The sequence below is a fragment of the Stenotrophomonas sp. YJH_SMC_46 genome (assembly GCF_059370315.1).
Map to the genome: position 1 here is coordinate 283297 of NZ_JCAFTO010000001.1, position 11975 is coordinate 295271.

Consider the following 11975-nt stretch of genomic DNA (forward strand, 5'->3'; position numbering starts at 1 on the left):
TTCATGTTTTTTTTATGCGACCGGTTCATCCGGGCATTGCGCGAGCCTCACCACACCACCAGCGCGCCGCCGGGCAAGCGCTGCACACGCAGTCCTGCCTGCGCGGCCACCGCATTGATGGCGGTCTCCGATTGCTGCAGGTGGAACAGGCCACTGACCCGTAAGTCCGCGCCCTGCCCGCCCAGTACCCAGACCGGTGCACGACGGTAGCGCGCCAGGTCGGCGATGGCCTGCGCGGCCGGCTGATCGTCGATCACTACCTCGCCACGCCGCCACGGCGCCATCGTCTCGAGATCTTCCAGCTGCACCGGCCGCAGCCAGCGACCGTCACGGAACACCCGTGCCTGCCCGGCATGCAGGCGCTGCACGCTGCCATCGCCTGGGCGAACATCGACCACGCCCTCGCTGACCTGGGTCACGACCGTGGTGTCCCGCATCGACAGGCTGAAGGCGGTGCCGATGTCACGGATCTGGCCACCGCCGGCCTCGACCTGGAACGGTCGCTGTTCATGCACCACCTGGAACCAGGCCTGGCCGCGCAGCAGGCGCAGGTGCCGCCGCTGACCATCGAACTCAACCGCCAATGCGGTGCCCGCATCGAGTGCGGCGGTGCTGCCGTCCTCCAGCTGCACCACGCGCGGTGCATCGCTGCTGCGCAGGTCACTGCGCGCCAGCAGCAACGCCTGCGGTGCGGCCGCGACCACCAGTACCACGGCGGCGGCACTGGCCAACAGCCACGGCAGGCGGCGGCGCGGTGCGATCGGGCGCAACCCTTCGCGATCAGCCGTCAGCACAGGCAGCGCGGCCAGCACCTCCGGCCCGGCGGCATCCAAGCCTTGCCAGAAGGCCTGCTGCTGGCGCCAGGCCAGCGCATGGCAAGGGTCGGCCTGCAGCCAGCGCTGCAGGGTTCGTTGCTGGCGTTCCGGCAGCGGGCCTGCACTGCACCGGATCACCCAGCGCAACGCCTGCCTGGCCTGACGCGGCGAGGGTTCGGACGTGTTCATGGTTGTGGCCTGCCGCACCACGAACGGGTGCGCCTTCCTGTTGTGACAACGGCGGGCGCGATCTGCCCACGGCAATCGCAGCTCATCACTGCACTCCCTGCTGATGCTGCTGGATCAACAGCGCCGCGCGCAGCACATTCTTGCCGACCAGGCTCTTGGAAATACCCAGCCTGGCGGCGATCTCGCGCTCGCTCAGGCCCAGGTAGCGGTTGAGCACGAAGCACTCACGCACCTGGGCCGGCAGCGCGAGGATGGTCTGGGTGATCTCGCGCAGCTGCGCCTGGTCCAGCGCCTGCGCCTCGCCATCGCGGCTGGCCTCGGCCATGTCGAGGGCGTACTCGGCCATCGCACGCCGCTCGCGGGCGTCGGACTGGCTGCGGTTGAGCGCGTGGTGGTAGGCCATCCGGTACAGATAGCCGCGCGGCTCGAGGATGGGCGGATCGCCGGGCACGCTGCTGGCCTTCAGGTACAGGTTCTGCAGGGTGTCCTCGGTACTGGCCGGGTCGAGATAGCGCGCGATGAAGCGAGACAACGCACGGCGCTCGCGGATCAGCAACTCGACCAGCGCCAGGGCATTGGGAGACATAGGTGCCAAGGCCGGACCGGGGAATGATGGGCGTGATGGCGACGGTCCGGACGTGGATTGTGGGCTGCGCGGCCGCAGGCGGCAAGCCGCCGCCGCCCACATCATCCATGCAGGGCAGATCCGAGCATGGCTCGACGCCACAGTGGGATTGGCCGAACATGACTCGGCCCTACAGACAACAGGAGATCCCGATGGCCTACGCACGCATTGTTTCGACCGCCGACAACTACCTGCACCACATCAGCAATGGCAGCTTCGATGTGGATGCGGACGAGCCCGCCTCGCTGGGCGGCCAGGGCAGGGGTTTCGCACCGTTCGACCTGTACCTGGCCTCGCTGGCGGCATGCACCGCCATCACCCTGCGCATGTACGCGCAGCGCAAGGGCTGGGAGCTGGGCGAATTCCATGCCGAGCTGCGCTCGGAACGTGACGCGGATGGACGCTTCCACGTGCACCGCGTGCTGCATGCCAGCGCCGAGCTGAGCGATGCGCAGTGGCAGCGGTTGCTGGAGGTGGTGGAAAAGACCCCGGTGACCCTGGTGATGCGCGAAGGTGCACGCATCTCCAGTGAGCGTGGGGCTGCAGCGTAACCCCATCCACGCATGGCGTGGATCTCCTGTAGAGCCGAGCCCATGCTCGGCTCCGCAGCATGCAGCCGAGCGTGGGCTCGGCTCTACATTCCGCTCAGCGCCGTGAATGCAGCACGGTGCGCTGGCGCATCGCGTTGAATTCCTGCTCCACCTGCTGGATATCCTCGGCCTGGAACCCGGCCGCGTCCAACAGCTGGTCGGCGGCGGCCGCCGCCAGCGGATCGTCGTCACGCTGGCGCCAGCAGCGCGCCGGCAGGAAGTAACCCACTTCGCTGCGCCCGCGCATGATCACCACCGGCCGGCCTGCATACAGCAGGAACTCCGCCAAGTGCTGGCGTAGCCCCTCCACCGAGACATAGGCCGGGCCGATGCCCAGCGATCGACTGGACGGTTCGGAACTTTCAAACAGCTTGCGACGGCTCATCCACTCCTCCTTATGTGCAACGCGTGGTCTCCTTTCCCTAGACGGGCGCATCACTGCGCCCCCGCCACGCACTACGTGATCCACATCACGCCGTCACTCAGAACCCGGAATTGAACTCCAGCTGGAACACGTCGATAGACAGTGGAGCACCGGACACTTCCTTGGCCGCCATCCACTTGCCGCTGATCCAGCTGCGCGCATCCAGCGCGTAGGCGCCGCCCACGTAGTAGCCACGGGCGTTGGTGCCGCCGAGGTGGAAGTTCGGGTCGTTGTACGCGTCCGGCAGCGCATCGGCCTCGATATGCTTGTAGCCCAGCAGCGCCTGCCACTGGCCCTTCTCCTTCAGGTCAGTGGCGCCGAAGGTGGCCTGCACCATCCAGGCGGTGTCGCCACTGCGGAAGGTATCGATGCTGGCGGCGCCACCGGCACCGTAGTTGTTGACGATGCCGTTGTTGGCGCGGCTGAACATGGCCTGCTTGTCGTAGGCCAGGTTGCGGATGTAGTCGCCATCCAGGCGCAGGCCGATGCCCTGGGCCAGCTGCGTATCCCAGCGCAGGTTGAGCGTGGCCAGGCGGAATGCCGAGGCCAGGCCGACATACTGCGGGGTCGGCGTGTTGGCCGGGTCCAGCGGATTGCGCGCGATGTCGCGGATCAGCATCAGGGTATTGCCCTTCTGCATGAACGCTGGGCGCGACCAGTCGGTATCGCAGCCCACCGCGCCCGCATATAGCGCGCACGGCGAGGACAGGCGGCCGCTGATGTTCTTGAAATCGTAGTAGCCCAGTGCGGCACGCAGCGCATTGTCGTCGTTGAAGCGCCAGTTCATGCCGACCTGTGCACCGGACAGCCACTTGTTCTCGTTCGGGGTCTTGACCCGGCTCTGGCTGGGCGAGCTGTCGGAGGTGTACTCCAGCGGTACCACCGCAAGGTTGCCGAACAGCTCGAGATCTCCCCCGTTGAAGTCGTGTTTCAGGTTGGCGGCCAGGCCGTCGAAGTTCAGGTCGTTGGAGAACAGCGTATCGCTGGTCCAGAACGGATTGCCGAAGCGGCCGCCGCGCACCGTCACCCAATCGGCCGGGCTGTAGGCCAGCCAGGCCTGGTCCAGCCACACGTCCTTCTTGCTCAGGCCACCACCCAGCTGTTCGGTGGTTGACACCGGGCCATTGCTGCTGCCGCTGGCCAGGCGCACGCCGGCCGTGGTGTGCTGGCCGATGGTCGCCTCGATGCCCAGGCGAGCGCGGATGCGCCACAGGTTGCGGCGGTCCTGGCGGGTGTTCAGCAGCGGCGGCAGCTGCAGGTTGGTGTTGGTGTTGGTGTCGAAGCCGTTGCCGGAATTGATCGACGACCAGTTGCTCACGATGTCGCTGTTGCGTTCGGAGAAGAAGCGCGACTCGCTGCGCACGCGCATGTCACCGGTGACCTTGATGCGCTTGGTCCACTCAGCCACTTCGTTCGGTGCCGCCCAGCCCTCGGACCTGGCCTGCGCCATCACGTCCTGGCGTACTTCGTCACGAATGCCGTCGCGCACGCTCTGCGGCACGTAGGGCACGCGCACGTCGCCGGCCTCCAGGGCCACGCCACCGCTGGCGGCCGAAGGTGCGGTGGTCGTAGTGCGCGACGCGGCCGCTGCTTCAGCCTCGGCCTGCACCAGCAATGCCTGGCCGTCTTCGGGCTTCAGCGCGCCACTGGCGATCAGGCCCTTGATCAGCTTGACCATGGTGGTTTCTGCGGCCATCGCACCGGCCGGGGCGGCCAGGCTGAGCAGCACGGCGCAGCACAGCAGCGCCCGTCTGGCCGGGCGCGAGCAGCGGGAGTCGGTTCGTGCGCGGACGTGGTCGTTCATCACGGTTCTCATCGAAAGAAGGGAAATCACGGAGGTCGGGAATCAGGCCCCGGGCCGGCGGCCCTGGATCAGCACGCGGGCGGGGAAATCGAGCGACGGCGGCGGTGCCTGGTCGACCTTGCCGATGCGTCGCAGCGCATCGAGCACGGCCGCGTCGGCCTCCTCGTTGCCACTGCCGCGCACCAGCTCGACCTTTTCCAGGCGGCCATCGTTGGACAGCCACACATTCACCTGCAGCTGGAACGCCAGGCGCTTGACCTTGTCGTCGCGCGAGATCGCCTGCTGCATCAGGTATCCGAGGTAGCGCCCGTAGGTGGCATTGCCGGCACCACCGCGGCCGACGCCGGACGAGCCGCCGCCACTGCCGGACTGGATACCGAAGTTGTCACCGCCGGCCTGCGCATCAGCATTCATCGTCACCGGGTCGGCGTTGTCCGGCGTTGGCGTTGGCTCTTCAGCCGGCGTTGGTGGATCCAGAGGTTCCGGCTCTGGCATCGCTTCTTCCGGCGGCGTCTCCGGCTCCGGTGGCTTTTCCGGCGGCGGTGGCGGCGGCGGAGGGGGGGGCGGCAATGCCAGCATCGGCGGCTGCACCACCGGCCGGCGGGTGCTGGCGGTGTCCTTGAACAGCATCCACCACACGGCGATGCCGAGCACCAGCAAGGCGGCCAGTACCAGTGCAATGGTCACCAGCAACTGGCGACCGCGCATGCCGGGCTCCGGCCGAGGGGATTGATGGGCCGTCATGCCTCAGCCCTGCGCCTTGCCGGTGACCAGCCCGACCTGGGCCAGCTCCAGCCGCCGCAGCAGGTCCAGCACCTCGACCACACGGGCGTACTGCACCTGCGCATCACCGCGCACGATCACCGGGAAATCCGGCGTGGTCGCGCGCTCGGTGCGCAGGCGGTCTTCCAGCTCGGCCATCGTCACCGGGTATGCATCCAGGAACACCTGGCCACTGGGGTCAATGGTGATCGCCTTGGTCTTCGCCTTTTCCAGCGCCACGCTGTTGCTGGCCTTCGGCAGGTTCACCTCGATGCCGGGGATGGAGGCGTTGCTGGTCAGGATGAAGATCACCAGCACCACCAGCAGCACGTCGACGAAGGGCGTTACGTTGATGCCCTTCTCGCGCTTCTTGATGCCGAACTTCGCCTTCTGGCCCATGGCGCGCCCCTCAGCCCTGGACCGCGGCCGGGCCGCGCCCGTCCTGCTCTTCGGCCAGGCGCGCGGCGAACTCGTCGATGAACACCGCCATGTCGGCGCCGATCGCCTCGGCACGTGCACCCAGGTAGTTGTAGCCGAACAGCGCCGGAATCGCGACGCCGAGGCCGGCTGCGGTACACAGCAGCGCCGCGGCCATGCCCGGTGCCACCGAATTGATGTCCACCGCGCCGGCCATCGCCGCCACCACGAACACCAGCATGATGCCGATCACGGTACCGAACAGGCCCACGTACGGCGCGCCTTCGATGGTGGTCGACAGCCAGTTCATGCGCCGTGCCATCGCTTCCTGCTCGCGCACCATCACCGCATCCATCGAGGCGCGGATCGCGGCGATGGTGGCGCCACTGAGGTAACCGCTGTTGCCATCGCGCTGGTGGCGCTGCTGCATTTCATCGATGGCCACCTGGTAGATGCGCCACAGCGAACCGTCGTGCATCGCGGTGGGTGCCTTGCCCTGGCGGTCCATGTCGGACAGGGTGCGCAGCGGCACACCGGACAGCTTGCCGAAGCTCTCGGTGAACACTGCATTGGCCTTGCTGGTACGGCCGAAGTGCCGCCCCTTGGCAATCATGATCGCCCACGACAGCAGCATCATCAGGCCGAGGATAGCGACCACCACCCAGGCGTCGAACGGCATCGCCTTGAGGATGAAGGCGAAGTGGCTCTGCCCGGCGGACTGCTCGTCGGCACCGTAGCTGATCAGGCGCGAGTCGGCGCCCTGTGCGGTGGCATCGGCCAGCAGCAGTGCCGCCGGTCGTGCCACGCGCGAGATACGCAGCTCATCCAGTGCGCCCTCGAAATTGGCAAGCGGCTGCACCGCGCCCGGCGCATCAGCGCCCACCACCGGCGCGGTGGTCAGCGCCGGCAGCTCGCCGCTCAGCTGGGCGACCACGCGACCATTGAGGTACAACTGCAGTGCGCCCTTCTCCGCAGTCAGCGCCACATGCGCCCACTGCCCTTCCGGAATCGGCTGCGCCGGCGTGCTGCGCTGGCCATTGAGCTGCACGAACGGCACCCGGTTTTCGATGCCCAGCACCAGTTCGGAAGCACCGTCGCGACGGGCGTAGATCGCCTGTGCAGCGTTGTTGCTGCCTGGCTTGATCCAGGCCGAAACAGTGAGCGGCGCGCCCGCCTCCTGCGCAAGCGATGCGCTGGCCGGCAGCGGCAGCGGGGCTGCACCCAACTGAACGCCGCGGCCGATCACCGAGCCTTCCGATGGCGGCACCACGGCACCGGCATTGTTGCCATAAGCGGTGGTGTCGCGTGCCGGCGCATTGGCCTCGGCGAAGTGGTAGACCAGCGTGTAGTCCGGGTCGAACACCTGCTGGCCATTGCCGCTGGCCGGGGCCTTCTCGTTGCCGTAGTACATCCAGATCGTCTGCGGTGCTGCGGCGCTGACCGCCGGTACGTCCACCCAGACCAGGGCCAGGCCCAGCTTGGGATCGAACTGTTCGATCTGGTGGGCCAGCACGGTGCGGCCATCACCCGAGACGAAGCGCAGGTCGTTGCCCGCGTCCTGGGTGCCGTCGAAACCGAAGTTGCCGGTATGCAGGCGCAGCAGCAGCGGCGTGCGACCCGGGTCACCGGCCAGGCCCGCGCCCTGCGGGCCGGCGTCGACGGTGATCGGCTTGCGGTATTTCCATTCGGCCTGCCACCAATTGGCATCGGCCGCAGCGACCGGCAGCGCAACCAGCGCGGCCAGCAGCAACAACACTCGGGAAAGCAAACGGTCCATGCGAAGGGTCTCCGGAGAACGCATGTTCAAGGGAAGGGTCAGTAACTGGTGCTGATGTTGAAATGCAGGCGCGGGTCGTCCTTGCGCGTGACCGGGCCATCGGCATAAGGCCAGGCGTAGTCCAGGCGCAGTTGCAGGTGTTCGCCGAGGCGCATCTGCGCGCCCAGGCCGACCGAGGCCAGGTTGTACTTGTCGCGCTGTTCGGGCAGCGGCTGGCGCAGGCGCAGGTAGGCCGCATCTGCAAAGCTGTAGACGCGCAGATCAGTGCCGCTCCACAGCGACCACGCCGGGGTGCGCCATTCCAGGCTGGCCAGGCCGCCGTAGTCGCCGATCGCCTCGGCCGACAGATAGCCGCGCACGGTGTACATGCCACCGGCGGCAAACTGCTCGGCCGACACCAGCGGCGCGTCGGTTACCTGCAGCGAGCCACGTGCGTACCATTGCCAGTCATTGCCGAAGGTGTGGGTGTTGGCCACGTCGGCCTTGAAGGCCACGAAGCTCGGGTCGGCCCAATAGCGCTTCTGGCCGAAGGCGGTGGCGTCGCTGCCGTAGCCGAACAGGCGGCGGGTGCCGGCAACCAGCTGTGTGTTGATGCTCAGCTGATCCTGCTCGCCCTGGCGCACGCCCACGAAGGCCAGCGTGATAGGCGCGTACTTCAGCGGCGTCTTCAGGCTGTCCTTGCCCATCTGGGTATCTTCCTCGGTGTCCTTGAAATCCACACCAAGGCTGAGCTGGCGCCACCACTGACTGCTGCCCGCCAGGCGGTAATTCAGCTTGACACCGATTGAATGGCCATTGCCGATCACATTGGTACCGCTGCCGGCGCCGCCCTGCCCACCTGCGTTCAGCACACGGCTGTCGGACTTGTAGCCAGACGCTTCCAGGCTCCATGGGGTACCTTCAAACGGCATCGTGTACGAGGCCGAGAACACCTTGGCCTGTTTGGTGTCTTCCGGTGCCAGATACACGCCGATGTTGGCGCTGTGCCCGCGCTTCCACAGGTTGTCGTAGGCCAGCGATGCACTCAGGCGCAGCTTCTCGGTGTCGGCGCTGTGGTCATTGTTGAGTGACGCGCTGGCACGCCACGGCGACTTTTCTTCGACCTGCAGGTCCACATCCATCGTGCCCGGCACCTGGCCTTCGCGCACCAGCGGCATCACCTGGCGACGCCCGCCCTCATTCAGCGCGGTCAGTTCTTTCTGGGCCTGGTCGAAGTCCGGCACCTTGCCTTCCGCCAGCGCTGGTACGCGTTCGCGGATGCGCTCGGGCGATTCGTGCTTCGTTCCCACGACCCGCAGCTGGCCGATCGGTGTCTGCTGTACCTTCAGCAGCACTACGCCACCACTGACCTGCTGCTCGGGAAGCTCCACGTAGACCGACTGGTAGCCCGCCTGCTGGTACAGCGCATTGACTGCATCGCGTGCCTTCTCGACATCGGCCAGGGTCTTTCCCGGGCCGAGGAAGGGCTCGACCGCGCGCTCGATCTGGCGCGGATCGAGCACGGTATTGCCGCGCACGATGTATTCATTGATGTTCACGCTGGGCGCAGGCGCTGCCTCCTGCGCGAACAACGGCAGCGGCATCGCGGCCAGGGCCAGCACCAGGGGATGCAGGCGCAAGGGAAGGCGGACGGCTCGGCACGGAACAGGAGTCATCGAAGGCATCGCGTCGTATCGAAGGTAATGGCCATGGAGCGGCGCGTGGGTCTACCAACAGGACGTGCACGTCGCGTCAAAACCGCCAACAGTTTTATGACAGCACTGTCATCTTTTGACAGCGCCGCAACGCACGCAGGCGGACCCTGCCTTCGCCACACGTCTTCATTGCAGAACGTCGATTGCTGCGGGAGATTCGAGATGCGTGAATCATTGATGGTGGAACTGCGTGCCGCCCTCACCCTTGCGTTGCTGGTGTTGGCCCCGCTTCGCGCCGACGAGGCGAAGAAGCAGGAAGGCGCCGCGCCCTGTATCGAAGTACAGGTCAATGGCGAGCGTATTCCGGCCTGGGACTGCCTGCAGCGCAAACTTGCGCCGGCATCGAAAACGGCGAAATCACCGGCGCTGCCGGAGGCCGAACGCCTGATGCGGCAGCCCGGCAACCAACTGATGCAGTACAACCTGGAAGGCACACGACAGCGCATGGGCGATGCCTTTGGTCGTTCGGTGGTACCGCAGCGTCCGGCTCGCTGAGCCAGCGCCTTTGTAGAGCCGAGCCCATGCTCGGCTGTCTTTGCATTCATCGGCGATGCCGCGCAGGAGCTGCCGAGCGTAGGCTCGGCTCTACAGTGCGGCCGGCACGATGCCATCGGTCGGCACCGGCGGCAGCTCAGGCACCGGCAGGCTGCGCGATTGCCCGGCCTGGTTCAGTTCCACCGCGCTGGCACTGATGCTGGCCAGCACCGTGCAAGGTCCGAGCCGTTGGCCGGGCGCATACGCTTCCGCCGGGCGTCCATCCACCGAGAGCAGGGCCAATGGCGCATGGTCACCGGCCATCACGCCCAGCACCACCACCTCGGTCTGCACTGCACCGGGGGACAGCAGCCGCACCAGCGGCAGGCTAGCCACTGCATCGAACATCGGCCGTACCGGCGCCACGGCCTTCGCCTCGCTGGCCGCGGCCGCTGGCGCCACGGCAGACAGGGTGACACCCCAATAGGCCACCACGGCCAGCAGCAGCGTCGCCGCCAGCAGGGTCAGTATGCGATTGCGATCCCAGCGCCTGCCATCCATGTTCCGCACCACCGCCACGTTCGTGTCCGCCCACGCTAGCAGCTGTGGCTGACGCTTTTGTTTCATCATGCCGGCCTACGCTGGCAGGTATCGACCCGGACAGGAGGCAACGTCGATGCAGCGCGTGCCGCGTGGTTTCACCCTGCTGGAACTGATGGTGGTGCTGGTGATCATCGGCATCTGCACGGCCGGAATCGGGCTGGGCCTGGGCAGCCTGCTCGACCCGGGCCGGCAGCTGCGGCAGGAAGCCGAGCGGTTGGCGCAGCGCCTGCAGGTGGCGCGCGATGAGGCGCGCATCGATGGCCGCCCCCTGCGTTGGGAGGCCGACGCCAACGGCTATCGTTTCAGCCGCCGCGAAGGCAGCGGTTGGGTGACCGTTGAACACGATGATCTGCTGCGTCCGCAGAAGTGGCAGGCAACGGGCATTGCGGTGCAGCCCGCCAACCCCATTGAGCTGAGCCCGGAGTGGATCGGTATCGCCTGGGAGCTTGGATTGTCGCTGGAGGGTCGCAAACTGCGCCTTCGTGATGATGGCAGCGGACAGTTGCAGGTCGTGCAATGAAGCAGGCGGCGCGCGGATTCACCCTGATCGAAGTGCTGATCGCATTGGCGATCGTATCGATTGCACTGGCGGCGGTGATGCGCTCGGTGGCAGTGGCGACCGACGATCAGTCACGGCTGCGTGATCGTCGCCTGGCACTGTTGTGTGCGCAGGATCGCTGGCAGGAACTGCGCCTGAGCGGACAGGCACCGCAGGATGCCCGGCAACGCTGTGTGCAGGGGCGCAGCAGCTTCCTGGTGCTTCAGCATCTGGGCACGGGCAACGATGGCCAGCCGCAGCTGGAACTGAGTGTGGTTGCCGAGGACGCTCCTCGGCAGTCGCTGGCGCGGATGCAGTTGCCATGGACGGCGGCGCAATGAGGCGCGCCGTCCGCGGCTTCACCCTGATCGAGGTGATGATTGCGATCACCATCATGGGCGTACTGGCACTGATCTGCTGGCGGGCGCTCGACAGCGTGGCCAACAGCGACCAGCGCCTGCGCCAGGCCGATGCCGAGACCACGACGACGCTGCGCGTGCTGCAGCAGTTCCAGCGTGATATCGAAATGCGCGCAGACGATGCGTTGATGAATGGTGCCGTGCGGCCGGCCGATCAACCGCAGCGGCTGCTGCCGCCTTCGCTGGTGAGCGAGCGGCATCCGGATGGGAGCTTCGCGCTGGAGATCACCCGCAGTGTCGGCAGCGATGGGCTGCGCTGGCAGCGGGTGCGCTGGTGGCGGCAGGGAAGTACGCTTTGGCGGGCCAGCGGCGCAGCGACGGATCGGTATCCCCTGCCGGCGCCGGATCTGTCGAAGGGCATTGCCGTGGCGCGCGAGGTACAGCGGTTCGAGGTGCGGGCCTGGCAGCCAGGAACGGGATGGGCCGTGTTGCCGAGCGAAGGCGAGGTAATGCCGGCCACCGGACTTGAACTGCGGTTGGGCCTGCGCGATGGGCGTGGGCCGCTGAGTTACCGGCGGGTGCTGGAGCTTTAGGATTCTTCCCAGGCAAGGCATCCACGCACGGCGTGGATCTACGGTGGGTGCCGACCGTGCCTTGGTGGGTGCCGACCGTTGGTCGGCATTGTTGTTGGCTCCGGAATCCGCGCATTGCATGGATCCCCCCGCCTGCCGCCGGGCACTCTCCTGCACCCGGCGGCGTTGTGTCGGTGGTCCTCACCGCTGATGGCCGCTCCCTGCCCTCCGTGCCGTCCTGGCTGGGGCCGCCACCGCTCCGTGGCGGCTGGCCCGATGCTGTCCGTTCTTCCGGCCCGATCGCATCCACGCAAGGCGTGGATCTACCTTGG

Annotated in this window: 14 protein-coding genes; 5 read left to right on the forward strand and 9 right to left on the reverse strand. The window is 67.0% G+C overall.

Going from position 1 to position 11975, the window contains the following annotated elements; all coding sequences use genetic code 11:
* Nucleotides 1-47 precede the first annotated feature (47 nt).
* The gene (locus AC5P8C_RS01360; protein ID WP_019659849.1) at nt 48-1004 is read right to left on the reverse strand and encodes a FecR family protein; all 957 of its coding nucleotides are present in this window, start codon (nt 1002-1004) and stop codon (nt 48-50) included.
* 85 nt (nt 1005-1089) lie between these two features.
* Nucleotides 1090-1590, reverse strand: coding sequence for an RNA polymerase sigma factor (locus AC5P8C_RS01365; protein ID WP_019659850.1), 501 nt, complete (start codon nt 1588-1590; stop codon nt 1090-1092).
* Between the two features lie 191 nt (nt 1591-1781).
* On the opposite strand from AC5P8C_RS01365, the gene AC5P8C_RS01370 reads away from it, so the two are divergent.
* Nucleotides 1782-2180: an OsmC family protein gene (locus AC5P8C_RS01370; protein WP_019659851.1), complete on the forward strand. Its 399-nt coding sequence runs from the start codon at nt 1782-1784 to the stop codon at nt 2178-2180.
* Between the two features lie 94 nt (nt 2181-2274).
* Here the strand turns inward: AC5P8C_RS01370 and AC5P8C_RS01375 are convergent, their stop codons facing one another.
* From AC5P8C_RS01375 to AC5P8C_RS01400, 6 genes are all read right to left on the reverse strand, one after another.
* Entirely contained in the window at nt 2275-2604 is a 330-nt protein-coding gene (locus tag AC5P8C_RS01375) for a hypothetical protein (RefSeq protein ID WP_005416760.1), read from the reverse strand.
* A 97-nt stretch (nt 2605-2701) separates the two neighbouring features.
* Entirely contained in the window at nt 2702-4447 is a 1746-nt protein-coding gene (locus AC5P8C_RS01380) for a putative porin (protein ID WP_019659852.1), read from the reverse strand.
* Nucleotides 4448-4489: 42 nt separating this feature from the next.
* Nucleotides 4490-5155: a cell envelope integrity protein TolA gene (gene tolA / locus AC5P8C_RS01385; protein ID WP_019659853.1), complete on the reverse strand. Its 666-nt coding sequence runs from the start codon at nt 5153-5155 to the stop codon at nt 4490-4492.
* Nucleotides 5156-5194: 39 nt separating this feature from the next.
* Nucleotides 5195-5608: an ExbD/TolR family protein gene (locus AC5P8C_RS01390; RefSeq protein WP_019659854.1), complete on the reverse strand. Its 414-nt coding sequence runs from the start codon at nt 5606-5608 to the stop codon at nt 5195-5197.
* 10 nt (nt 5609-5618) lie between these two features.
* Nucleotides 5619-7403: a DUF2341 domain-containing protein gene (locus AC5P8C_RS01395; protein ID WP_019659855.1), complete on the reverse strand. Its 1785-nt coding sequence runs from the start codon at nt 7401-7403 to the stop codon at nt 5619-5621.
* 38 nt (nt 7404-7441) lie between these two features.
* On the reverse strand, nt 7442-9058 hold the full coding sequence (locus tag AC5P8C_RS01400; RefSeq protein WP_019659856.1) for a ShlB/FhaC/HecB family hemolysin secretion/activation protein: 1617 nt from the start codon (nt 9056-9058) through the stop codon (nt 7442-7444).
* 201 nt (nt 9059-9259) lie between these two features.
* Between AC5P8C_RS01400 and AC5P8C_RS01405 the strand changes: the two genes are divergently transcribed.
* On the forward strand, nt 9260-9592 hold the full coding sequence (locus AC5P8C_RS01405; RefSeq protein WP_495218388.1) for a hypothetical protein: 333 nt from the start codon (nt 9260-9262) through the stop codon (nt 9590-9592).
* 90 nt (nt 9593-9682) lie between these two features.
* Here the strand turns inward: AC5P8C_RS01405 and AC5P8C_RS01410 are convergent, their stop codons facing one another.
* Nucleotides 9683-10132: a general secretion pathway protein gene (locus AC5P8C_RS01410; RefSeq protein WP_019659857.1), complete on the reverse strand. Its 450-nt coding sequence runs from the start codon at nt 10130-10132 to the stop codon at nt 9683-9685.
* A 115-nt stretch (nt 10133-10247) separates the two neighbouring features.
* Between AC5P8C_RS01410 and gspH the strand changes: the two genes are divergently transcribed.
* Genes gspH through AC5P8C_RS01425 form a run of 3 tightly spaced genes read left to right on the forward strand, consistent with a single transcriptional unit; the run spans nt 10248 to nt 11664 of the window.
* Nucleotides 10248-10694, forward strand: coding sequence for a type II secretion system minor pseudopilin GspH (gene gspH, locus AC5P8C_RS01415; protein ID WP_019659858.1), 447 nt, complete (start codon nt 10248-10250; stop codon nt 10692-10694).
* Entirely contained in the window at nt 10691-11053 is a 363-nt protein-coding gene (gene gspI / locus AC5P8C_RS01420) for a type II secretion system minor pseudopilin GspI (protein WP_019659859.1), read from the forward strand. Before gspH ends, gspI begins: the two co-directional genes overlap by 4 nt.
* Entirely contained in the window at nt 11050-11664 is a 615-nt protein-coding gene (locus AC5P8C_RS01425; RefSeq protein WP_019659860.1) for a prepilin-type N-terminal cleavage/methylation domain-containing protein, read from the forward strand. Before gspI ends, AC5P8C_RS01425 begins: the two co-directional genes overlap by 4 nt.
* Nucleotides 11665-11975 lie beyond the last annotated feature (311 nt).